A 23,958-nucleotide genomic window follows, 5' to 3' on the forward strand; every position below is an offset into this window, starting at 1 on the left:
TTAAAGTCATAACAGAATGATATTCATTTATCATTACATAACCTTAGGGGAGGTGAATTGACATGAATAAAACAGATTTAATCAATGCGGTTTCTGAAAGTGCTAACTTGACTAAGAAAGAAGCAGGTCTTGCTGTTGATGCTGTTTTTGAATCAATTCAAAAATCTTTATCAAATGGAGATAAAGTTCAACTGATTGGTTTTGGTAACTTCGAAGTTCGTGAACGTGCAGCTCGTAAGGGTCGTAACCCACAAACAGGTAAGGAAATCGACATTCCTGCAAGCAAAGTTCCAGCATTCAAAGCAGGTAAAGCATTAAAAGACGCAGTAAAATAATGTAATAGAAGGCAGGTCCTGTTTCCAGGACCTCTTTTTTTATTGTCTTTTTAGTTTATTGATGACATTTTTAAGTTATAATGGAGTATAACGTTTGGGAGGCTTTTGAATGGATTTTTTTGAACAGTACAGAGCGGACAACTTAAGACTTGAAAAGCGTCATCCACTCTATCGATGTCCAGAGGCTAACATACATATCGTCCGCATTCTTGAACAGTTGACGGTGCCGGATAATATCAAGAAAAGTATTCTGGCGATTGACTCAGCTATGCGACTAGGACGTCAAGTGAAAGAAAACAATAAAGAAGCGGTGCTGCTGGCGACTGATCTGCTGAGTGCTCAGTTTTATCACTATAATGCTGAAGGTTATAATCAACAGCTCTTTACACAGTTAACGGCTGCTGTTATGACGTACAATATGCTGAAATCATCTTTTGATCAATCGAAGGATGCGTCCCTTATACCTGATATTGAAGCTGCATTCATCAAACCCTTTCTGCCAGTTTCGCATCCAGCTGTTCAAACACTCATCAGCCACTCAGAACTCTATACTAAATGAAGTAGGTGCCCTATGACTAACAATGAAATGCCGCGTACACAAGAAGAGAAAACGGAACTTGTACACGGCGTATTTGAAAATATATCAACCCGCTATGACAGATTGAACGATATTATTAGCTTTAATCAGCATAAGCGCTGGCGTAAAAAAGTAATGAAACGTATGGATGTAAAAAAAGGATCGAAAGCACTCGATGTGTGCTGCGGTACTGCTGACTGGACGATACAGCTTGCAAAAGCTGCCGGCCCATCTGGACATGTTACCGGCCTGGATTTCAGTGCAAATATGCTGGAAGTCGGTAAGCAGAAGACAAAAGATTTTAACAATATTGAGCTGATATTAGGCAATGCAATGGAACTGCCATTCGAGGACAATACATTTGATTATGTCACCATCGGCTTTGGTCTGCGTAATGTGCCGGATTATTCTAAAGCAATCGAAGAGATGTACCGCGTCTTAAAGCCAGGCGGTATGGTAGTATGTCTTGAAACAAGTCAGCCTGATATGCCCGGCTTTAAACAAGGCTATGAATTATATTTCAAATACATTATGCCTCAGTTCGGCAAGGTATTTGCGAAATCAATGAATGAATACAGCTGGCTGCAGCAATCAGCATTCCATTTTCCTGACCGCTATGCACTCGCAAAACTCTTTGCAGCGGCAGGTTTTAAAAAAATTGAATTTAAAGGATTCACGGGCGGTGTCAGTGCGATGCATCTGGCCTATAAACCAGAATAAGGATGAGTCGTAAATGTTAAAGGGGCAAATTAAAGAAGTAGAAAAAATAATCAATGAGATTGTCAGTGGAGATGAATCAACCATCAATACGGCAAGTGCTCATATTCTATCATCTGGTGGCAAGCGCATACGACCTAATTTTGTTTTACTGTCGGGCGGCTTTGGTGAGAATAATCATCAGAACCTTATTAAGACCGCTGCAGCGCTGGAAATTGTCCATATGGCAAGTCTTGTTCATGATGACTATATCGATAATAGCTCTAAGAGGCGAGGTACAGCGTCCATTCATGAAGTGTGGGAGGGCCAGACAGCGGTGCAGACAGGCCATTATTTGCTTGCTGCAGCGCTCAATCTGATCAGTGTAATTGATAATCCTTTATTTCACGAGTATTTCTCATCAATCATTCTTGAGGTATGTTACGGAGAATTTGAACAGCTGGATGACCGATTCAGTCAGAAAGTTAAATTCACCGATTATCTGCGTCGTATTAACCGGAAGACGGCTGTCCTGATTGAAGCGAGCTGTAAACTTGGTGCGATGAGTACGGAGACAGATAGTGAACAGCTCTTTCATCTGGGCAGATTCGGACATTTCATGGGTATGAGTTATCAGATCATCGATGATATACTGGACTATACGAGTACAGAGAAGGTGCTGGGGAAGCCGGTCGGCAGTGATATTAGAAATGGTCATATCACATTGCCGGTTATGTGTGCGGCGCAGCAGGATGAATATACGCAGGAACTGTTGTCCCAGCTGAGCAGTAAGCAGTCAGATGATTATTTTCAGCTGCTTATTGAGCGCGTGCAGCAGTTCGGTATTGAAGGCGCAACTCAGATCAGTAGACATTATGCCGATAAAGCGGCGTTCCACCTGGATCAATTACCTGACTGTCTGGAGCGGCAGCAGATGGAAGCTTTACTCACTAAAATGACAAAAAGGTTTTATTGACGATTGAAAGTAATCGCTTTCAATGTTAAACTATGGTTGGTTTTATAAAAAACAAAGGTGGGTACAAACGATGGAAAGAACTTTTTTAATGATTAAACCTGATGGGGTAGGACGTAATCTGATTGGTGCGATCGTCAGTCGTATTGAACAGAAGGGGCTGAAAATAGTCGGTGCCAAACTGATGACTGTTTCAGAAGAACTGGCAAAAACACATTACGGTGAGCATAGCGAGCGACCATTCTTCGGAGAGCTGGTTGACTTCATCACTTCAGGGCCTGTATTTGCTATGGTACTTGAAGGTGAAAATGTAGTAGAAGTTGGTCGTACTTTAGTAGGGAAGACGAATCCGGCAGAATCAGCACCGGGTACAATCCGGGGTGATTATGGTATGACAGTCGGCAAAAACATTATTCATGGTTCAGATTCAGTAGCATCAGCTGAAAAAGAAATCGCTCTATGGTTCAAAAAAGAAGAACTGATTGATTATTCACTCGTTAATTCAAGCTGGGTTTATTAATATAAAGTTAAGCCGTGTCAGTGATGACACGGCTTTTTTTGTGCTAAAATAGAGATATTTACGGGAGAGGAAGAGGAATGTTGAGATTTTTAACAGCAGGTGAGTCTCATGGGCCACAGTTAACCGTCATTATCGAAGGATTGCCGGCAGGTTTATATTTGACGGCGGAAGCCATTACAAAAGAACTATTTAAACGTCAAGGTGGATATGGACGCGGCAGACGTATGCAGATTGAAAAAGATACAGTGGAAATCATGTCGGGTGTCAGACATGGCTATACGCTTGGAAGTCCTGTAACTTTGATCGTCAGAAATGATGACCATAAACACTGGCTGAATATTATGGGTACAGCACCGATCGAACAATCAGCTAAAGAAGATATGAAGCGTGTGATTACTAAACCTAGACCCGGTCATGCTGATCTTGTCGGCGGTATGAAGTATAATCACCGGGATCTTCGCAATGTACTAGAGCGTTCAAGCGCACGTGAGACAGCAGCACGTGTTGCAGTAGGTGCGGTATGTAAGATTCTGCTTGATCAGCTGGATATAGAAATCTTCAGCCGTGTTAAATCTATCGGCGGCATAAAAGATAACGGTGTTTATTCAGTTGAAACTATCCGCGAAAAGAATGACGCGAATGATGTCAGAGTGATTGATGACACCATTGCACAGCAAATACGTGACAGTATAGACGCTGCGAAAAAGGCGGGGGACTCCATCGGTGGTGAAGTCGAAGTAACGGTATTAAATGCTCCGGCAGGACTCGGCAGTTATGTTCACTATGATCGTAAACTTGACGGCAGAATTGCGCAGAGTGTAGTCAGCATCAATGCTTTCAAGGGCGTATCATTTGGTGAAGGTTTCAAGATGGCGGATATGCCCGGCAGTGCTGTGCAGGATCCCATTGCCTACGATGAAGGTTATATCAGATTATCCAATCATCTCGGTGGACTGGAGGGCGGTATGACGAATGGTATGCCAATCGTAGTCAATGCGGTGATGAAACCGATACCTACGCTTTATAAGCCCCTGCAGTCTGTTGATATCGAAACGAAGGAAAGTTACCAGGCAAGCATTGAACGCTCGGACAACTGTGCAGTACCGGCCGCTTCTATTGTCTGTGAACATGCAGTAGCTTTTGAACTGGCTAGAGTAGTGCTGGAAGAGTTTCAGTCAAATTATATGGAGCAGCTGATTGAACAAGTTAAAGCGCACCGTGATAGAGTGAGGCATTATTGATGGAACTTCAGACGAATTATACTCGGGATGACTACAGCGTTATAGTTGAACATGGCGCATTGCGACGACTAGACCTTTCTGTGTATGACAAGGCGATAGTCATTATTGATGACACTGTACTGAAACTTCACGGCGAGCGTCTCCAACTCTTATGCAGTCAAGCACATATTTACCCGGTAGCAGCAGGAGAAACTCTGAAATCTTTATCTATGTATGACCAAGTTATTAATCAGATTATTGATAACGGGGTCACAAGACAATCAGTTGTGATTGCTGTCGGTGGAGGCAGTGTGGGTGATTTTGCTGGTTTTATAGCAGCGACTTTGCTTCGGGGTGTCGATTTTATTCAAGTGCCGACGACTATTCTGGCTCATGACTCAGCTATAGGCGGTAAAGTTGGTATCAATGCGTGCGGTGGCAAAAATTTAATCGGTGCTTTTAAACGGCCGAAAGCAGTACTATATGACCTTGACTTTCTTTATACATTACCTTATTCAGAAAAATTGAGCGGATTCGGTGAAATCATTAAGCACGCGATGCTTGAGGGTGAAGAAGCATTGCTTGCGTTACACTCCGACTTCCCGGACAGAAATAGTCTTAAGAGCTTAGAAAGAATAGAGATGTGGCTGATCAGAGGCATGCGACAGAAGCTGAATGTCGTACAGGCTGATGAATATGAAGCAGGACTCAGAAAAACATTGAATCTGGGACATACATTGGGGCATGCGGTGGAATTTCATCATCATATCCCGCACGGTCAAGCAGTTATGCATGGATTGATATATGCCACGATTCTGTCAGGGCGTCAGCCTGATTTTCTATTGTCATGGTTCGATGCGCTTGAACTTCCAAATATCAAGCTCAGTCCATTTGATGACTATCACCAGTTGATGATAAAGGATAAAAAGAATAGTTTAGAATATATACAGTTTATTCTGCTGAAAGAGCATGTGGCGGTTGAAGCAGTTTCAGAAGAAAGACTCCGTGCAGCTTTTCAAATATTAGGAGGATACTATGAAAGTTAAGTTAAATGGACCCCTACGAGGGGAGACCTCTGTCCCTGGCGATAAGTCGATGACGCACCGTGCCATTATGTTCAGTTCTATTGCCACAGGTCGTTCGACAATTAAGGGTGCACTTCTCGGTGAGGATTGTTTGAGTACAGTTAAGATTTTCAGGCAGTTAGGCGTTCATATTGATGTGTCGGATGGACAGATCATTATCGATTCGCCCGGCTTTCATCACTTCACTGAACCGACACAAGTTCTTTATACCGGTAATTCAGGTACAACAACTCGTCTTTTGGCAGGTCTGTTAGCAGGTCTGCCGTTTCGAACGGTGCTGGCAGGAGATGATTCTATCGGTAAAAGACCGATGAAACGTATTATAGAGCCCCTCAGACAGATGAACGCCAGCATTTCAGGGAGCTACAACGATACGAGAACACCTCTCATTATTGAACCCTCAAACTTAACAGGCATTGATTATAATATGCCGGTTGCCAGCGCGCAGGTCAAATCAGCAGTGCTGCTGGCAGGTCTTTCAGCGGATGCTTCTGTTACTGTACGTGAAAGTATGACTTCTCGCAATCATACGGAGACCATGCTGCCGATGTATGGCGTTGAAGTTGAACAGGGCGATGCGATTGTGCTGAAGCCGGGTGGCATCAATCAGATGAAGCCGCATAATTTTAATGTGCCAGGTGATATTTCTTCTGCTGCATTTCTGATAGTGGCTGCATTGATGACACCAGACAGTGACCTTACTTTGTACAATGTGGGCGTCAATCCGACGCGTGACGGTATACTTGAAGTATTGGGAAATATGGGCGCTGACATTGAAATTACAGAGAGACAGATGTCAGGAGAACCGACGGCGACTATCCGTGTAAGATATACACCAGATTTAAAACCTGCTGTTATCGAAGGTGAACTGGTGCCACGTCTGATCGATGAAATTCCTGTAATTGCGTTACTGATGACGCAGGCAAAAGGAAAAAGTATGATAAAAGATGCATCTGAGTTAAAAGTCAAAGAGACAAACCGAATTGATGCAGTCGTGAATGAATTATCTAAGATCGGCTTTAATATAAAAGCGACCGATGATGGCATGGAGATTGAAGGAGGTCGCAAGCGTGTCACTGATAAGGTAAGTAGCTACGGTGATCACCGAATGGGCATGATGCTTGCGGTGGCCACTTTACTTGCAGGTGAGCTTGAAATTGATGCCTTCGACAGTATTAATGTCTCATTCCCAGGATTTATGGAACAATTCAAGTATTTAGGAGTGAAATAAATGGATATTTATGAACTGATTGATCAGATTCATCTGCAGCATATTGAAAATCTGGATGAGAACGTTACACGTGCGCTCGGTTCTGATGACCACGAAGGTCTTTTTGTACTTGGTGAGACCCTCTACCAGTATGGGCTGGTTCCACAAGGTTTAAAAGTATTTGAAGTGCTGTATTCACTTTATCCGTCAGAGCAGGAACTACTCGTCTATTATATCGAAGGGCTGATGGATGAGAATGATATGGATAAAGCTCTGACAGTATTGCATCAGTCACCACTCACAGCTGAGCGACTGCTGCTGGAAGCAGATCTTTATCAGCAGCAGGATATGGTTGAAGTTGCACTGGATAAACTTCGACTAGCCGAGGAGTTAGCAGCAGATGATTTTATTGTATCTTTTGCGCTTGCAGAACTTCTTTATTTTGATGGACAGTATCTAGAAGCGGCGAGACGTTATGAACAGCTGATAGCGGCAGGTGAGTCTGTCATCAATCATATCAACTTAAAGAGTCGACTTGCGGACAGTATGCTGCAGTCTGGTAGTTATGAGGAAGCGGAGACTTATTATCAGCAGATTGATGAACAGGAGATGACAAGTGATGATTTCTTCAAGAAAGCCATCGCTCTTGAAAAAAATGATCATCTTCCTGATGCCATTAAAGAGCTGACAGTTTTACTTGAACGGGATCCAGACTACATTCAAGCTTATCTGCTTCTCGTCAATCTGCTGGAAGCGGAAAGACGTTATGAGGAAGCTGTACTGGCGGGCAAAAAAGGACTGATTCTCAATGAGTTCTTCAAGGAACTTATGGTAGATACAGGACGTGTTATGTTGAAAGTGAAAGATCCGCAGTCTGAACAGCTTCTTATTCAGGCTTTAACGATTGATCCTGCATACACGGAAGCTGCACTGATGCTTGCTGATTATTATAAAGAAGAAGAAAAGTACGAAGAGATGATTCGTCTTTTCTCACTGATAGAGGAAGAAGAGATGGATCCTGTCCTGAAATGGTCACTCGCCTACAGCTATCAGCAGCTTGAACGCGATAAAGAAGCGAAGCATTTTTATGCAGATGCCTATCTTGATCTCAATGAAAACATTGATTTTCTGAACGACTACTATAGCTATCTGCTTGAAATAGGGCAGGACGCTACGCAAGTGGAGGCGGACCTTATTAAATGGGATCCGAATTTTGAACCGTATGGTCACTGATTTAATTGAACAGAGACGGGGTATCCTCAAGTATATACTGTATCATTATGATATAGATAATAAAGAGACGGTATGGATATTAAATTACCTGAAGGACCATTCAGCATTGCAGTACTGTCGTTTTACATCTGCCGTTACGACGACAAAAGGCATCACGCTGACAGATAATTTTAAGCTTCTTTTTAAATATGATGACCTGATTCTGACTGAAGCTGATGTCATCTTTAATGTACTCAATGAAATTGATGAGCCCTTCTATTTCTATACGACATTCAATGATGCCAGAATACAGAGTATGAGAGAATATGAATGGCTGCTCAATCAGATGGATAGACGAGCATTACCTGACGAAATCGTGCTGGAACCTCAGCTTAAATCGCAGCTCCAGTCTGTAATTGAAACGAGAATTGATTTATCTCTTATGATGAATGAACGACAAGATTTCATCTACTACACCACTTTACTGAATAAACTTGAGGAGGACTAGCATGTTATTCAATCATCGCGATTTAAAAGATATTAAGCATCAACTTGAATATATAGATACAGCAATCATACCAGTAATAGATGTCGATTACCGTCAGCAGCTGATGAATATTGTTGACAGTTACGAGATCATTCAAATGATGACATTAACTGTCGAAAATCAGTTTAAAGGTCGTGTTCTCCTTGCACCTGCCGTACAGGTGCAGGAGGATTATACATTACCGCTTGTAATCGGCGAACAGCTGAAAAGTTACGGCATGAAGAATATCCTTTTTATCACGTCGGCTGCAAGTCGATTTGAGACGCAGGAACATCATGTAAAAGTGAATACTTTTCCGCTTGAGGCGATGGATATAGATATGCGGGAAGAGCTGATTGAACCACAGGTCAAAGAACTGATGAGAACCATCATTTCAATGTGGAATAAGTAATTAATTTTTAATGACATATTTTCGACATTTTATTGACCATCCTAATTTATTAGGCTAAAATTGATATGTCCTAGTATATTTTTGTATTAACAAAGCATTAGAGGGGGGAAAATTAAATGAGCCAACGTGTCACTAGACGCCAATTTCTAAACTATTCCCTGATGGGAGTTGGATCATTTATGGCTGCTGGTATCGCATTACCATTAGGTCGATTTGCGCTGGATCCAGTCTTCAAAGGTGGAGCAGCTGGAAATATGATTACAACAAGTGTTAAAGTTTCAGAGATTACTGAAGAGCCGACGAAAGTTGACTTTAAGTTCGAACAGAAAGATGGCTGGTATGTAAGTGAAGTAACGGAATTTGCATGGGTCTATAAAGATGGCAGCAATATCGTAGCTCTTTCACCTACGTGTAAGCATTTAGGTTGTACAGTCAACTGGAACGGTGACGCTGGAAATCCTAATAAATTCTTCTGTCCATGCCACAATGGTCTTTATGAGAAGAATGGTAAGAACATTCCAGGTACGCCACCACTTGCACCACTTGATCAGTATGAAACCGGTGAAAAAGGCGGCATGCTGACAATCGGTAAAAAACATCCGAATGAATTAGCGAAATAAGGAGGGTAATTAAATGATCGAAAAAATCTATGATTGGGTCGATGATCGACTTGATGTTACACCCATCTGGCGCGATATTGCGGATCATGAGGTGCCTGAGCATGTCAACCCTGCTTATCACTTTTCAGCATTCGTCTATTGTTTCGGTGGACTTACATTTTTCATTACAGTAATTCAAGTTTTATCAGGTATGTTCCTAACAATGTATTATGTGCCCGATATTGTGAATGCCTGGAAATCTGTTTACTATCTGCAACACGATGTAGCAGCAGGTGTAATCGTTCGTGGTATGCACCACTGGGGTGCCAGTATTGTCGTCGTCATGATGTTCCTGCATACGCTGCGTGTTTTCTTTACAGGCTCATATAAGCAGCCTCGCGAACTGAACTGGGTTGTCGGCGTATTAATCTTTATCATCATGGTCGGATTGAGTTTCACAGGTTACTTACTGCCATGGGATATGAAAGCTTTATTCGGTACGAAGGTTGGTCTTCAGATTGCTGAATCAGTTCCATTTATCGGTGGCTGGGTTAAAACACTGCTTGCCGGTGATGCACAGATTGTCGGCGCACAGACGTTAACTCGTTTCTTCGCGATTCATGTATTCTTCTTACCTGCATGTTTATTCGCGTTACTAGCGGCTCACTTTATCATGATTCGTAAACAAGGTATTTCTGGTCCACTATAAACCGAATAAAAAAGGAGGTAATGATTGATGCATCGCGGTAAAGGTATGACATTTGTCGGTGACTCTCGTATTAAACAATACAAGAAAGCCAAATTAAATAGAGATTATTCAGAATTTCCAGGTAAAACAGAAAGTTTCTGGCCTGACTTCTTACTTAAAGAGTGGATGACAGGTGCAGTCTTCTTGATAGCATTTCTATGCTTGACTGTTGCACATCCTGCGCCTCTTGAACGTGTGGCTGATCCATCAGATACAGGTTATACACCTCTTCCAGACTGGTACTTCTTATTCCTGTATCAGATTCTGAAATATACGTATGCTTCAGGTCCATTCAATACGTTTGGAGCTATCGTACTGCCTGGTATCGCTTTTGGTGCCCTGCTGTTAGCACCATGGCTGGATACTAGTCGTCACCGTTTATGGTACAAACGTCCAGTAGCAACGGGTATGATGTTACTGACAGTGGCTATTCTGTTCTATACAACATGGGAATCAGGTCATTATCATGACTGGGAAAAACAACGTGCTCAAGGTGCAATCACTTTCTCTAACTTAGATAAGAGTGATCCTGTCTACACAGATATCATCAAGTCAAACTGTACAAGCTGTCATGGTGGTGAGTTAACGGGTGGTGCAGGTCCAAACCTAGTTGAACCTAATCTGCAACCGGCAGCGGTTCAAGCTTTCGTTGAAAATGGTGCAGGTAAAATGCCATCATTTAAAGATACTCTCTCTAAAGAACAGATCAAGCAAGTTTCTGAATATGTTGCTAATCTTGAACTGACGGATGAGAACGGTAAACCTTTAAAGAAATAAACGACAAGGAGTCATCTTTTAGATGACTCTTTTTTTATAGGAGGAACGCTATGCAGCAGCTCTATTTCTGGCTTAGCAATAAATATGTGCTCATCTTTTTAATCATCAGTAATCTATTAGGCACGCTTTACGGCTATTACTGGTATTTAGGTCAGCTTAAAGAAACGCAGTGGTATTTCATGCCTTTTGTGCCTGATAGTCCGACTGCCAGTCTCTTTTTAGTGATTGCGCTTATATATATTCTTTTAGGCCGCCATAGCGGATTGTTTGAGGCACTCGCTTTTGTTACGCTAATTAAGTACGGAGTATGGGCTGTCGCTATGAATATCTTCGCCTTTATCGAACTTGGAGAAGTGACAGAAATAGGACTTATGCTATGCATATCTCATGGCATAATGGCAATAGAAGCTTTACTGTTTCTACCTTTTTTCAAGATAAAGAAGTGGCATATTTTAGCGACACTCATCTGGGTATTTCATAATGATGTCGTTGACTATGTCTATATGCAATATCCGGTTTATAGTATGCTGAGTCAGTATATTCGTCATATTGGTTACTTTGCATTCTGGCTGACTGTGATACCAGTCGTGATGCTATGGTATTGCTTTATTGATCATAAATATTTGACTTAGTCTGACCATCTTAATAAAATAGAAATAAGGAGGGATTTAATGAGCTATATTATTTATTTCGTCATTATTATGCTGATACCGATGTACTTCCAGTACAAGGTTAAATCAACTTATAACAAATATTCTAAAGTAAGGTCGACATCTGGTAAGACAGGCAAACAAGTAGCTGAAGAAATTTTAGCTGCAAATGGCATTTATGATGTGCAGGTTTTAGAAGGAGAGGGTTTCCTTTCTGATCATTATGATCCACGTACAAAACGTGTAGTACTGAGCCCTTCTAACTATCGTCAGCCGAGTGTGGCAGCGACAGCTATCGCAGCACATGAGGTGGGTCATGCGATTCAGCATGCAACAGATTACGGTTTTCTTAAAGTTCGTTCAAGCCTGTTGCCACTTGCCAATTTAGGTACGTCATTCAGTTACCTTCTGATCATGATTGGGGCTGTACTGACAGGTATCTCATCTTCTGGTGGCGGACTAGGAAGTCTTGCCATCTGGGCAGGCGTTTTCCTAATGTTCTTCGCCGTTCTGTTCTCCATTGTGACTTTACCGGTAGAATTTGATGCGAGTAAACGAGCAATGAATCAGATTCAGAAGTTACAGATGGTGGATGCACAGGAATATCGCCATGCTAAATCAGTTTTATCAGCAGCAGCTATGACTTATGTGGCAGCGACAGCCGTTGCGGTTGCAGAGTTCCTGCGATTCTTTATGCTGGCGAGAAGCAGCGATTAAATTTTAAAACCACTCATTGCTATGAGTGGTTTTTTTGTATATCAGGATTCAATCAACTGTTTATTTTCATCGAGTGTAAAACCTTCACCATGGACTTCATGGACCTCAAGCATTGAAATAAAGGCATGCGGATCGATGGCATGAATCAGCTGTCTGAGTCTTGTAATCTCATTTTTAGGCACCACGCAGTAGAGCATCGGTCGATTTACACTTGAATAATGACCACGCGCAGCAATCTGTGTGACTCCTCGTTCAAGTACCGTATTGATTTCATCCCCGATGGTCTGATAGTGTTCTGAGATGATCAAGGCACCACGAGCTGTATAGCCGGCATCCTGAACAATATCGATAATTTTTCCACCCACGTAGACACAGATAAAGGTATAAAGTGTAATACGGATATCGCCTAGTGCTAAATAGGTGATAACGAGCACGATGCAGTCAAAAATAAAAATGACTCGCCCCATCGGCCAGTTAAAATATTTCTTTGTCACGCGAGCGAATATATCGACGCCACCTGTTGTTCCTCCAGCTCTTAAAATAATACCTAGTCCAAGCCCGATCATGACACCCGCGAGCAGTGCGACAAGAAATAGGTCTTCTTTATTCAGTGCAAAATTGACCGGGAATAATTCAAAGACGAAGAGAAAAAAAGATGCGCTCAATGAACCTATCAATGTATACAGAAATGAAGTTCTGCCCAGGAAACGATAGCCGATTATAAACAGTGGAATGTTAAAAATCAGATTCATTAGAGCAGGGCTCAGACCAAATAAATGATATAATATTAAAGCAATGCCGGTGAACCCACCTTCTGTTAAATGATATGCCATATTAAAATTAATAATACCAAAACTAAAAATAATACTTCCCAGCAAAATCATGAAGATATTACTGATCTTTAACTTAATATTCAAATTTACCACCCCCATCTTTCATCTTATAATGAAATAATCATCGGAGGCAATAGGAGTTACTATGACGACATTAAAAGAAATGCAGCAGCAAGTTGACGAATATATATCAGGCTTTAAGGCTGGTTATTTTACACCTATGGAAAATATGGTCCGTCTGACAGAAGAAGTAGGGGAGCTTGCGCGTGAAATTAACCATGTCTATGGTCCGAAGCAGAAGAAGCTGAGTGAAAAGGAAAAAGATATCGGTCTTGAACTTGCTGATAATTTATTTGTTCTTCTCTGTCTGGCGAATTCGATGGATATCGATCTGACGGATAGTTTTAATGAGACGATGGAGAAATTCAATAAACGCGATTATAACCGCTTTGAAAGGAAGTCATGAGATGAAGTTTGCTGTTATCGCACATGACCAGAAAAAAGAAGCACTTGTTAAATTTATACAGACTCATTTAGAGGAGTTCAGTAAACACACATTGGTTGCGACTGGCACGACTGGTCAGCGTATATCAAGTGAGACGGGACTGACCGTTCATCGCTATAAATCAGGTCCTCTTGGTGGTGACCAGGAAATAGGGGCTCTGGTCGCGAACAAGGAAGTGGATGCTATTTTCTTTTTCAGAGATCCACTGACTGCGCAACCGCATGAACCTGATGTATCTGCTCTGCTGAGATTATCAGATGTTTATGATGTACCGCTCGCGACAAATGAAGGGACGGCACTCGCAGTAATCCATTATTTTGAAGGAGGCGGACACTTATGAAAATAGGCATTACTTGTTATCCGACAATGGGAGGATCCGGCATTATTGCGACTGAGCTCGGCATTCAGATGGCTGAAAGAGGGCACGATGTTCATTTTATTACATCAAATACACCGTTTAGAATACAGTTTCACCGTCCGAATATTACCATTCATCAAGTAGATGTAAATCAATATGCAGTATTCCAGTATCCCCCTTATGATATTACACTGGCGACTAAAATTGCTGAAGTCATCAATGATTATGATTTAGATGTTCTACATATGCATTACGCAGTACCTCATGCAATCTGCGGGATACTGGGCCGTCAGATTGCCCGTAAAGACGTAAAGATTGTGACGACGCTGCACGGCACTGATATTACCGTACTGGGTTATGATTCCACACTGCGCAGTGCTATTCGCTTTGGTATTGAAGAAAGTGATATTGTCACAAGTGTCAGTGATGCACTTACTGATGATACGATGTCACTCATTGCACCGAAAAAGGATCTTCGCACTGTTTATAACTTTATCAATGAAAAAGACTTTGTGCCGAATAATAATCAGGCATTAAAGCAGTCCTACGGTATTCCTGAGGATTATAAGGTGATTTCTCATGTCTCCAACTTCCGCAAAGTAAAACGTATACAGGATATTCTCTATACATTTAAGAGGGTACGTGAACAGATTAAAGTCAAGCTGCTGTTAATCGGTGATGGTCCGGAGCTGTCGAAAATGAGACGACTTGCCGTAAAACTGAATATAAGTGACGATGTCATGTTTGTCGGTAAGCAGGAACAGGTGGCAAACTTCTATCAGATGTCTGATCTGTTCTTGTTGTTATCTGAGAAAGAGAGTTTTGGTTTAGTTCTTCTTGAAGCGATGAACTGTGGTGTGGTCTGTATCGGAACACGTGCAGGCGGTATCGGTGAAGTCATCAGACATGAGGAGACAGGTCTCCTAGTGGAAGTGGGCGATACGGAACAGGCAGCCGCTTATGCACAGCGTCTATTGACAGATGACGACTATTATCATCAGCTGCAGCAGAATATGATGGCTGATATTCAAAATCGTTTTTCATCGCGATCCATCACGGATCAATATGAAGCCATCTATCAGGAACTGGTCAATGGATAAATTGAAGACTGCATTGCCTGTCCTAGAACGTCTGAATGATGCGGGGCATGAAGCTTATATCGTGGGCGGTGCAGTACGTAATTATCTACTGGATCTGACCCTCAATGATATTGATATTACAACAAGTGCACTGCCGGATGAGGTAGAAGCTCTTTTTGAGCGAACTGTACCGATCGGCAAAGAGCATGGAACGATCATGGTGATCATGGATGAGACGTTTGAAGTGACGACGTTCAGAGTGGACGGAGATTACATAGACCATAGACGGCCTGATCACGTTATTTTTGTTAAAAATCTTAAAGAAGATTTGATCAGACGTGACTTCACAATCAATGCAATGGCGCTCGATGAATCTATGCATGTAGTGGATTATGTCGGTGGCAGAGAGGATATCAACCGTCGCCTAATAAGAGCAGTGGGTGTGGCAGACGATCGATTTGCAGAAGATGCCCTGCGTATGATTCGTGCTGCTCGTTTTCAAAGCGTACTGGATTTTCAGATTGAAGATGTAACTTATGAAGCAATGAAAAACAATGCTTCACTCATTCAGCATGTAGCTATAGAAAGAATCATCACTGAGTTTACGAAGCTGCTGCAGGGACTGAATCCAGCAGCAGGCATACAGTCGCTGGCAACATGTGGACTGATGCGTCATATTCCGCTATTCAGGACATGTTCATCGCTTTTTCAGCCTGAGCGTCCTGTTTCTCTTGAAGTTTATATCGCCTACCACCTCTTTACAGCGGCGTGTGATGATCATGAGATTAAATCACTTAAACTCTCAAATGATAGCATCAAAACAATTAAAAACGCAGTCACTATAATGAAGATACTGAGTCATCAGCCAGACAGTGATACACTTAAAATGCTGGTCTTTAAATATCCGCTGTCATTAATTGAGTCATGTCGGGCAGTTGTAGGTAGTGACAGTGATGTCACTGCGATCTATCAGAGCTTACCCATCTATAATAGACAGTCTCTAGTAGTGGATGGTCATGCATTGATATCGCATCTTGATGTTAAGCCTGGTCCCTGGCTGAAATATGCACTTGCCGATATAGAGCAAGCAGTGGTGACAGGACGTCTGCATAATGACCGTGACACTATACTGGAATGGGTGGAACAGCATGTCGAAATATAGAAGTCAGATAGTCGAACTTTTACATCACAATCAGCATCAGTATTTATCTGGACAGAAAATAGCAGAACAGCTGATGATCAGCAGGACCGCTGTGTGGAAAACAATCGAACAAATGAAGCAGCAAGGATTTATCATTGACTCGATTCAAAATAAAGGTCACAAACTGAAAAGTTATCCTGCTGAATGGGATGCTGATATTATTCAGCTCGTTACGAGACAGTCCGCTTACTTCAAACAGCAATATGTCTTTAAGGAAGTGACTTCAACGCAGGCAGTAGCCAAGGAGAAGGTGCTGGATAATGACCGGCCATTTATTGTCATCAGTGAAGTGCAGACGGCAGGAAAAGGGCGATTTAATCGCCAGTGGGATTCACAGGGCGATAAAGGTCTCTGGATGTCGCTTGTCTTCAGTGACGAAATCCCGTTGTATAAAATCACGACATTCAATCTCTTTATTTCTCTCGCTGTTGCCAGAACGATTCGCTCAGTAAGTGGAGCGAAGGCTGAAGTAAAATGGCCGAATGATATTTATATCAACGACTATAAATGCTGTGGATTTCTGACGGAAATCAGTGGTCATGCAAATGCCATTCAGCAGATCATCTGCGGGATAGGGATTAACCTTAATCATCAGCAGGCGGACTTTCCAGCAGAACTTCAGCACAAAGCAACGAGTATTAAAGAGATGACAGGAGAGACGGTTGACCGCTATGCCTTTTTGGATAGCCTGCTGAGTGAGATTGAGCATGCTTATCAACAATTCCTGACACATGATTTCAGTGATATTAAAGCTGAATATAAAATGTATTCAAATATATGGAATCGATCACTTCAATACACAGAAGGGACCAGAAAAGTCACCGGCCAGGCAGTTGATATTCTGGATGATGGGCGACTGGTTGTGCGGGATGAAGCAGGCAGCATCCATCACTTCATCAGTGCTGACATCGAGATTTAGGAGGAAGATTATGCAATATGCAGTAGTGGATATAGAAACAACCGGAAATAACATTGCGGTGGATGATATCATACAGATTGGTATCGTAGTAATGGAAGACATGACAATCGTTGACCGGTACGATAGTTATATATACACTGAGCAGTCCATTTCTCCTTTTATTGAGGCTCTGACCGGCATCAGTGATGACATAATAAGAGATGCGCCGACGTTCAGAGAAGTAATGCCGGATATATTAGCGATGCTTAGGAACAAGGTCTTTGTTGCACATAATATTAATTTTGATCTGACTTTCCTGACGGCACTGTTCGATAAAGCAGGGATTGATTTTAAGCCGCCTTTTTGTATTGATACGGTTGATTTGTTCAAGATTGTTTATCCTGAAGCAGAAAGCTATCAGTTGAGCATTCTGTCGCAGGCTAGAGGTGTTGAACTAGTAGATGCCCACAGTGCTATCGCTGATGCTGAGGCCACGGCTGAATTGATGTGTCTTGCCGTTATGAAGTTAAAGTCGCTGCCGAAGGAGACATTGATACAACTGTTTCATCTGGCTAAAAGAATGAAATATGATATCGATCAGCTGCTGTTTCCGATTATTGCCGGCCATACTGGTACGACAGATTTACCGCATCTGAAGGGACTTTATTATCGACCTGCTACATTGAATGCCGAACCATTGACCATCAATGAGTCTCTTAGCGAGTTCTATGACAAAGTCATCGCAGTGAATCAGCTGAATTACCGGCAGGAACAGCTTTATCTGACTGAACATATTTATCAGACCATGGTGGATGATGGACTGCAGCTGATAGAAGCGGAAGTAGGCAGCGGTAAATCACTGAGCTACCTCGTCGCTGCGAGTTATTATCTTGCACACCACGAGGATAATATATTGATTACTACGGCTACGAAGGCATTGCAGCAGCAATTGATAAATGCTGATGCCCATCTGATAGAAAAAGCAATCGGTAAAAAGCTGCCGATGATGCTTCTGAAAAGTAAAAGGAATTATATTTCTGTTGAATTCGTTAAATTTATTCTGGACGACGACAAGGAAAATCATGATATTCTACTCCTTAAAATGCAGCTCCTCATCTTCCTTGTATCAGGTCAATCTGGAGATATCAGCCAGCTGAACATTAACGGAGGGCGTAAAATTTATCTTGAACTGATGCGCAATCTTTATAAGGGACGGCAGGATACTTATCTTTATCAGGACATTCGTCAAGTGAATGCGGCGATCATTGGGGTAACTAATCACTCTCATCTGCTGCATTCAGGTAAGGAAGGTTTCCCTGGACATTTCAGTCACCTTGTTATCGATGAAGGGCATCAGTTGCAGGAAGCGGCACTGGAGCACACTTATTCGTCATGGAACTATCAGACGGTCAAATATCATTTGTCACAGCTATCTAAAGAAGATGGTATTGTCTTCAGTGCTTACCATGAAATCAATGCTGCAAAACGCAGCTTAAGTGAGCTCAGCGTTTCACACTTTGAACTGAAGAGTATCATACAGCAGGTGGAACAACTGAATGAACAGTTTTTTCAGGCACTTCATGTGCAGACTGATCAGCCCTTTGTGCCATTTAACGAACAGGGGATATTGAATGAACTGCTTGCTTTAATGACTTTATTTAAAGAGATGATAGATGAACTGCAGCTGAACAGAATGGCAAAAAGAGAAGTTAATTTTGTGCGTCAGATTTATCAGCAGATTGCAAGTGCTGTCACTCATAACAAGCTGGTCTTTGCTGAGTCGGGACGCAATTATACAGCTGTCACGCTTTATATTAAAGATAAGAAACTGAATGATATTATCAGCGAGCAGCTGTTCAGACATTTTGACTCCACCGTTCTGTTATCTGGTTCGCTTGTCCTCAATCAGTCTCTCGCTCATCTGACACCATTATTAGGTCACGCCAGTCATGATATGATGATTTTTAATCCGATGGACAGACAGGATAAAGTCACATTTTTCATTCCAGATGATGTGCCGCTATTTAACTATCAGGATCATGCGGCCTATATCGAGCAGGTCGCATTATATATCAGCAGCTATGTAGCTGCTGAACATAAAAAAATGATGGTTCTTTTCAATAATTATCAGATGACTGCTGAAGTGGAAAGTTATCTGCAGGATGTGACAGAGACGACGGTTATTACTCAGACGCCTCAGTCGAATGCACATAAACTACTGAATCAGTTCAATCAACTGGATTCAGCTGTCCTGCTCGGCACACAGAGCTTCTATGAAGGACTGGATTACCAGTCTGATCACTATAAATGTGTCATGATTGTCACTATTCCATTCATTCATCCAAGTGATAGACGCATACTGCTGATGAAAGACGAGCTGAAAGACAGTTTCAACGATTACCAGCTTCCTTATGCAGCGACAAAAGTAAGGCAGGCTGCGGGGCGATTGATTAGACGTGAAGAAGATCAGGGCATTATTCTCTGTATGGACAGACGGATTGCTGAAGCGAGCTATCAGTCAATGTTTAAGAGTGTATTGTCAAAGTATGATATCAGAAGAGGCAATTTAGATGATTTTTTAAGTCTTGTGCATAAAAAGAGCGGACAAACTCATAAATGATTTAAATTGTTGATGTTTATTTGGTAAACTGAAAGTATCATGTTTAAGGAGCTGTAGATATGGAATTATCTCAACGAGTACAGAAATTAACGCCTTCTTCTACTTTAGCTATAACGGCAAAAGCAAATGAACTTAAGGCAAGTGGTCAGGATGTCATTGGTCTCGCAGCAGGCGAACCTGATTTTAATACCCCTGGCAATATCATTCAGGCAGCATTCAGAGCAGTTGAGGCCGGCAAGACAAAATATACACCTGCGGGCGGACTGCCGCAGTTAAAGCAGGCTATTCAATCAAAACTTGAACGCGATGGGCTGCACTATCAATTAAATGAAATAATGGTTGCATCAGGCGCAAAACATGCCCTTTATAACCTCTTTCAGTCTATACTGGACGAAGGAGATGAAGTCATCATCCCGATTCCATACTGGGTTAGCTATCCTGAACAAGTTAAACTGGCAGGCGGAGAGCCGGTCTATGTGGAGACGGACGAAGCGACAGCATTTAAAGTGACGGCGGCTAAGCTGGATACAGTTAAAACAGCGCGCACAAAAGCACTGATTCTTAATACGCCGAGTAATCCGACAGGCGCTCTATATTCAGAAGATGAACTGCAGGAAGTGGCTGACTGGGCGGTTAAAAACAATATCATTGTGGTTTCTGATGAAATTTATGAGACGCTCGTCTATGACGGAAAACATATCAGCATTGCGACACTAGGTGATGCAATTAAAGCATTGACAGTCGTCATTAATGGCGTGTCTAAAAGTCATTCAATGACAGGATGGCGTATTGGCTATGCAGCAGGGGATCAAAAAATAATTAAAGCGATGACAGATTTAGCGAGTCATTCAACAAGTAATCCGACTACACCTTCGCAGTGGGCAGCGATTGAAGCGTATGAAGGTGATCAGACTTTCCTGAAGGAGATGAACGCGACGTTCAAATCACGTCTCGATACCATTTATCCTCTTTTAATGGAGATTCCGGGTATCAGCTGTATCAAGCCTAAAGGTGCCTTCTATCTTTATCCGAATGTGAAGGAGACAGTGAAGCTATGTGGACTGAATTCAGCGGATGAACTGGTCGAACAGCTTCTGGAAGAAGTGCTGGTAGCAGCTGTACCAGGTTCAAGTTTCGGTTCACCTGATAATATCAGACTTTCATATGCGACAGATTTAGAATCAATGACAGAGGCCATCAAAAGAATCAAACAATTTGTAACTGATAGAATGGAGAGAGCATAATGGCAGATAAAATAACAATTAATCAGGCAGCCGATTTCGTCGGTCAGACAGTGACGCTCGGTGCATGGATTTTAAATAAACGTTCAAGCGGTAAGATCGCTTTCTTACAGCTGCGTGACGGAACAGGTTTTATGCAGGCAGTCGTCGTTAAAGAAGATATCGGAGAAGACTTGTTTAAAGTCGCAAAAGGTATCACACAGGAAACTTCACTCTATATCACAGGTGTGATTAAAGAAGACGAACGTTCAGACTTTGGTTATGAGATGGAAGTCACTGACCTTGAAATCATTCACGAAGCAGTAGATTATCCCATTACGCCTAAAGCACATGGTACGGATTTCCTGATGGATCACCGCCATTTATGGTTACGTTCTAAGCGTCAGCATGCGGTGATGAAAATCAGAAATGAAATTATCCGTGCAACGTATGAGTTCTTTAATAAAGAGGGCTTCACTAAGATTGATCCACCTATCTTAACAGGCAGCGCGCCTGAAGGAACGAGCGAACTCTTCCATACTAAATATTTCGAGGAAGATGCATTCCTTTCTCAAAGTGGTCAGCTTTATATGGAAGCGGCTGCTATGGCACACGGTAAAGTTTTCTCATTCGGACCTACATTCCGTGCTGAAAAATCTAAGACACGTCGTCACTTGATTGAATTCTGGATGATTGAGCCTGAGATGGCATTTTATGAGCATGATGATAGTTTGAAAGTACAGGAAGAGTATGTCAGCTATATCGTGCAGTCAGTACTTAAAAACTGTAAGCTTGACCTGAAATTACTCGGTCGTGATACAGAAAAACTTGAGAAGGTGAAAGCACCTTTCCCGCGTATCACCTATACTGAAGCAGTTAAGATGTTAAAAGAGATGGATTTTGATGATATCGAGTGGGGTGACGATTTCGGTGCACCACATGAGACGGCCATTGCGAATCATTTCGATTTACCGGTCTTTATTGTCAATTATCCGACAAAAATCAAGCCGTTTTATATGCAGCCAAATGAAGAAGAAGAAGGCACGGTGAAATGTGCTGACTTAATCGCGCCTGAAGGTTACGGTGAGATCATCGGTGGTTCAGAGCGTATCAATGACTTGAAATTACTGGAACAACGACTTGCTGAACATGAACTGGATCCAGCAGCATATAGTTATTACACTGATCTTCGTAAGTACGGCAGTGTGCCGCATGCTGGTTTCGGTCTTGGACTGGAACGTACAGTCGCATGGATCTCTGGTGTTGAACATGTGCGTGAGACAAGTCCCTTCCCGAGATTATTAAATAGATTATACCCATAAAAAAACAGACGCTAACTTTGTTAGCGTCTTCTTGTAGGTGAACATATGCAACTTATTAATCAACATCTGTCGATACCGAAACGGCTTATCACAGATTATCCCTTGCTGAATATCAATGAAACAGAGCTTGTGACGCTTATTAAGCTGATTGATTATCATCATCAGGAAATGCCGAGCTTTGAAGCGCTGGCGAGTGGAATGACTTTAACACACGAGCAGGTCGCAGCTCAAATACAAGGTCTGATCCAGAAAGGATTGATTGCCATTCATGTCGATCAATCCAATCATCAATATAGTGAGCGACTTTCACTGGAGCCCTTAGATGACCGGTTACAGACTCTAAAAGAAGTGCAGCCAGTGGATAAAGAGATGAACTTCAATGCGTTATTCGAGCGCTTTGAAGTGGCTTTTTCCAGGCCACTGACACCTATCGAGATGCAGACTTTAAGTCACTGGCTGGATAGTGACAGACACTCTGTTGAAATTATACAGGCGGCACTTGATGAAGCGGTGTCGCATGATAAACTGAGCTTTAAATACATCGATCGTATTTTACTCAACTGGCAGAAACGCCATGTGAAGACGATTGATGATTCAAAGACAGTCAGCAATGATTTTAAGACGACTAAAAAGATGACAAAAACGATAGAAAACTTCCCGGTATTTGACTGGGTGAATGGAGATAATCCATATGTTAAGTAAAAAGAAGACATTAGAGATGCTTGATGTGATTGATGAGATGTTTCCGGATGCTGAATGTGAGCTGAACCATAGAAATCCGTTTGATCTGACTATTGCAGTGCTGCTGTCAGCTCAATGTACAGATGCAACGGTTAACCGCGTGACGCGCTCATTATTTGAAAAATACCATACACCGGCAGATTACTTGAGTGTATCTGTCGAAGAGTTGATGGAGGATATTCGCTCGATTGGTCTCTATAGGAATAAAGCAAAGAATATTCAGGCCCTTTGCCGCCTGTTGATAGATGAGTATGACGGCAAAGTACCTGAAGAACATAGTGAGCTTGTGAAGCTGCCAGGTGTAGGCAGAAAGACAGCAAACGTTGTGGTGTCTGTGGCGTTCGGTGTGCCGGCACTTGCTGTTGACACGCATGTTGAGCGGGTTTCCAAAAGACTCGGCATTTGTCGCTGGAAAGATAATGTGACAGAAGTGGAGACCACATTATGCCGGATTGTGCCGGAAGAACGATGGACACAGACTCATCATCAGCTGATTTTCTTCGGCAGATATCATTGTACGGCTAAAAATCCAAAATGTAATGTCTGCCCATTGCTTGATGATTGTAGGGAAGGACAGAAAAGAAAGAAGGTCATTGTCGATGCAGAATGATGCTTTTTTTGTAAATCTCGAAGAACAGCTGGAACGATTAGCAGACACTAAATCTCTTCACGGGGAAGAAGGTCTGAAGCTGATTGAAGACTACCGCTCTGCACTCGTAGAGATGCTTTTCGAGATGAATGAGCAACCGGTCAGTGATTCTGTCGAGCATCTGACTTATAAGCCGCTTAATATGGCAGAAAGACTTGAATTTATATCGGCTAATAATTTTCATTTTATGCGTTATCAGCAGATGAAGACATTGCGGGAAGAGATCAAAAAATTAGCAGCAGTCAAAAAAATCAGAGATAGCAGAAAAAAATAAT

Annotated in this window: 28 protein-coding genes; 27 read left to right on the forward strand and 1 reads right to left on the reverse strand. The window is 42.1% G+C overall.

The annotated features are described in order from the left end of the window. Nucleotides 1-62: 62 nt before the first annotated feature. The 16 genes from ERX37_RS02525 (at nucleotide 63) to ERX37_RS02600 (ending at nucleotide 12,257) form a co-directional block, all read left to right on the forward strand. Nucleotides 63-335 (forward strand): HU family DNA-binding protein, encoded by a 273-nt coding sequence (locus tag ERX37_RS02525; protein ID WP_133429068.1) that lies wholly within the window; start codon nucleotides 63-65, stop codon nucleotides 333-335. Nucleotides 336-444: 109 nt separating this feature from the next. Beyond that, complete coding sequence (locus ERX37_RS02530; protein ID WP_133429069.1) at nucleotides 445-894, forward strand: hypothetical protein; 450 nt, start codon at nucleotides 445-447, stop codon at nucleotides 892-894. A 12-nt stretch (nucleotides 895-906) separates the two neighbouring features. Further along, complete coding sequence (locus ERX37_RS02535) at nucleotides 907-1,632, forward strand: demethylmenaquinone methyltransferase (protein WP_373282941.1); 726 nt, start codon at nucleotides 907-909, stop codon at nucleotides 1,630-1,632. Nucleotides 1,633-1,645: 13 nt separating this feature from the next. Beyond that, nucleotides 1,646-2,584, forward strand: coding sequence for a hexaprenyl-diphosphate synthase large subunit (hexs-b, locus tag ERX37_RS02540; protein ID WP_133429070.1), 939 nt, complete (start codon nucleotides 1,646-1,648; stop codon nucleotides 2,582-2,584). Between the two features lie 70 nt (nucleotides 2,585-2,654). Beyond that, nucleotides 2,655-3,101 carry a nucleoside-diphosphate kinase gene (gene ndk, locus ERX37_RS02545; RefSeq protein WP_133429071.1) on the forward strand — a complete coding sequence of 149 codons (447 nt, stop codon included), beginning with the start codon at nucleotides 2,655-2,657 and terminating at the stop codon, nucleotides 3,099-3,101. Nucleotides 3,102-3,181: 80 nt separating this feature from the next. Next, nucleotides 3,182-4,342: a chorismate synthase gene (gene aroC, locus ERX37_RS02550; RefSeq protein WP_133429658.1), complete on the forward strand. Its 1,161-nt coding sequence runs from the start codon at nucleotides 3,182-3,184 to the stop codon at nucleotides 4,340-4,342. Then, entirely contained in the window at nucleotides 4,342-5,367 is a 1,026-nt protein-coding gene (locus tag ERX37_RS02555; RefSeq protein ID WP_133429072.1) for a 3-dehydroquinate synthase, read from the forward strand. Before aroC ends, ERX37_RS02555 begins: the two co-directional genes overlap by 1 nt. Beyond that, nucleotides 5,357-6,637: a 3-phosphoshikimate 1-carboxyvinyltransferase gene (gene aroA, locus ERX37_RS02560; RefSeq protein ID WP_133429073.1), complete on the forward strand. Its 1,281-nt coding sequence runs from the start codon at nucleotides 5,357-5,359 to the stop codon at nucleotides 6,635-6,637. The genes ERX37_RS02555 and aroA overlap by 11 nt, the downstream gene beginning before the upstream one ends. Then, complete coding sequence (locus ERX37_RS02565) at nucleotides 6,638-7,849, forward strand: tetratricopeptide repeat protein (RefSeq protein ID WP_133429074.1); 1,212 nt, start codon at nucleotides 6,638-6,640, stop codon at nucleotides 7,847-7,849. After that, nucleotides 7,839-8,336 carry a YpiB family protein gene (locus ERX37_RS02570; protein WP_133429075.1) on the forward strand — a complete coding sequence of 166 codons (498 nt, stop codon included), beginning with the start codon at nucleotides 7,839-7,841 and terminating at the stop codon, nucleotides 8,334-8,336. Before ERX37_RS02565 ends, ERX37_RS02570 begins: the two co-directional genes overlap by 11 nt. Before the next feature lies 1 nt (nucleotide 8,337). Next, nucleotides 8,338-8,766, forward strand: a complete 429-nt coding sequence (locus ERX37_RS02575; RefSeq protein WP_133429076.1) for a DUF2487 family protein — start codon at nucleotides 8,338-8,340, stop codon at nucleotides 8,764-8,766. A 116-nt stretch (nucleotides 8,767-8,882) separates the two neighbouring features. After that, a complete protein-coding gene (locus tag ERX37_RS02580) occupies nucleotides 8,883-9,386 on the forward strand; it encodes a QcrA and Rieske domain-containing protein (protein ID WP_133429077.1) in 504 nt (167 codons plus the stop codon). A gap of 13 nt (nucleotides 9,387-9,399) precedes the next feature. Continuing rightward, nucleotides 9,400-10,074, forward strand: a complete 675-nt coding sequence (gene qcrB / locus ERX37_RS02585; RefSeq protein ID WP_133429078.1) for a menaquinol-cytochrome c reductase cytochrome b subunit — start codon at nucleotides 9,400-9,402, stop codon at nucleotides 10,072-10,074. 27 nt (nucleotides 10,075-10,101) lie between these two features. Beyond that, nucleotides 10,102-10,890 (forward strand): menaquinol-cytochrome c reductase cytochrome b/c subunit, encoded by a 789-nt coding sequence (locus ERX37_RS02590; RefSeq protein ID WP_133429079.1) that lies wholly within the window; start codon nucleotides 10,102-10,104, stop codon nucleotides 10,888-10,890. Nucleotides 10,891-10,940: 50 nt separating this feature from the next. After that, entirely contained in the window at nucleotides 10,941-11,522 is a 582-nt protein-coding gene (locus ERX37_RS02595) for a DUF1405 domain-containing protein (RefSeq protein ID WP_133429080.1), read from the forward strand. A 39-nt stretch (nucleotides 11,523-11,561) separates the two neighbouring features. Further along, the gene (locus tag ERX37_RS02600) at nucleotides 11,562-12,257 is read left to right on the forward strand and encodes a zinc metallopeptidase (RefSeq protein WP_133429081.1); all 696 of its coding nucleotides are present in this window, start codon (nucleotides 11,562-11,564) and stop codon (nucleotides 12,255-12,257) included. A 41-nt stretch (nucleotides 12,258-12,298) separates the two neighbouring features. Here the strand turns inward: ERX37_RS02600 and ERX37_RS02605 are convergent, their stop codons facing one another. Further along, nucleotides 12,299-13,174 (reverse strand): YitT family protein, encoded by an 876-nt coding sequence (locus ERX37_RS02605; RefSeq protein WP_133429082.1) that lies wholly within the window; start codon nucleotides 13,172-13,174, stop codon nucleotides 12,299-12,301. Nucleotides 13,175-13,235: 61 nt separating this feature from the next. Here ERX37_RS02605 and ERX37_RS02610 point away from each other — a divergent pair, with 61 nt between their 5' ends. Genes ERX37_RS02610 through ERX37_RS02660 form a run of 11 tightly spaced genes read left to right on the forward strand, consistent with a single transcriptional unit; the run spans nucleotide 13,236 to nucleotide 23,957 of the window. After that, nucleotides 13,236-13,556, forward strand: coding sequence for a nucleotide pyrophosphohydrolase (locus ERX37_RS02610; protein ID WP_133429083.1), 321 nt, complete (start codon nucleotides 13,236-13,238; stop codon nucleotides 13,554-13,556). A 1-nt stretch (nucleotide 13,557) separates the two neighbouring features. Continuing rightward, entirely contained in the window at nucleotides 13,558-13,935 is a 378-nt protein-coding gene (gene mgsA / locus ERX37_RS02615) for a methylglyoxal synthase (protein ID WP_133429084.1), read from the forward strand. Beyond that, nucleotides 13,932-15,053 carry an N-acetyl-alpha-D-glucosaminyl L-malate synthase BshA gene (gene bshA, locus ERX37_RS02620; RefSeq protein WP_133429085.1) on the forward strand — a complete coding sequence of 374 codons (1,122 nt, stop codon included), beginning with the start codon at nucleotides 13,932-13,934 and terminating at the stop codon, nucleotides 15,051-15,053. Before mgsA ends, bshA begins: the two co-directional genes overlap by 4 nt. After that, complete coding sequence (locus tag ERX37_RS02625) at nucleotides 15,046-16,194, forward strand: CCA tRNA nucleotidyltransferase (RefSeq protein WP_165981948.1); 1,149 nt, start codon at nucleotides 15,046-15,048, stop codon at nucleotides 16,192-16,194. The genes bshA and ERX37_RS02625 overlap by 8 nt, the downstream gene beginning before the upstream one ends. Continuing rightward, nucleotides 16,181-17,152, forward strand: coding sequence for a biotin--[acetyl-CoA-carboxylase] ligase (locus tag ERX37_RS02630; protein WP_133429087.1), 972 nt, complete (start codon nucleotides 16,181-16,183; stop codon nucleotides 17,150-17,152). Before ERX37_RS02625 ends, ERX37_RS02630 begins: the two co-directional genes overlap by 14 nt. 10 nt (nucleotides 17,153-17,162) lie before the next feature. Continuing rightward, nucleotides 17,163-19,751, forward strand: coding sequence for a helicase C-terminal domain-containing protein (locus tag ERX37_RS02635; protein ID WP_165981949.1), 2,589 nt, complete (start codon nucleotides 17,163-17,165; stop codon nucleotides 19,749-19,751). 59 nt (nucleotides 19,752-19,810) lie between these two features. Further along, nucleotides 19,811-20,995, forward strand: a complete 1,185-nt coding sequence (locus ERX37_RS02640) for a pyridoxal phosphate-dependent aminotransferase (RefSeq protein WP_133429089.1) — start codon at nucleotides 19,811-19,813, stop codon at nucleotides 20,993-20,995. Beyond that, a complete protein-coding gene (gene asnS / locus ERX37_RS02645; RefSeq protein ID WP_133429090.1) occupies nucleotides 20,995-22,293 on the forward strand; it encodes an asparagine--tRNA ligase in 1,299 nt (432 codons plus the stop codon). The genes ERX37_RS02640 and asnS overlap by 1 nt, the downstream gene beginning before the upstream one ends. A gap of 45 nt (nucleotides 22,294-22,338) precedes the next feature. Continuing rightward, on the forward strand, nucleotides 22,339-22,995 hold the full coding sequence (locus tag ERX37_RS02650; RefSeq protein WP_133429091.1) for a DnaD domain-containing protein: 657 nt from the start codon (nucleotides 22,339-22,341) through the stop codon (nucleotides 22,993-22,995). Further along, complete coding sequence (gene nth, locus ERX37_RS02655) at nucleotides 22,985-23,644, forward strand: endonuclease III (protein ID WP_133429092.1); 660 nt, start codon at nucleotides 22,985-22,987, stop codon at nucleotides 23,642-23,644. Before ERX37_RS02650 ends, nth begins: the two co-directional genes overlap by 11 nt. Continuing rightward, complete coding sequence (locus ERX37_RS02660; protein ID WP_133429093.1) at nucleotides 23,634-23,957, forward strand: YpoC family protein; 324 nt, start codon at nucleotides 23,634-23,636, stop codon at nucleotides 23,955-23,957. The genes nth and ERX37_RS02660 overlap by 11 nt, the downstream gene beginning before the upstream one ends. Nucleotide 23,958: the final 1 nt, after the last annotated feature.

Source organism: Macrococcus hajekii (assembly GCF_004359505.1).
Lineage (GTDB): Bacteria > Bacillota > Bacilli > Staphylococcales > Staphylococcaceae > Macrococcus > Macrococcus hajekii.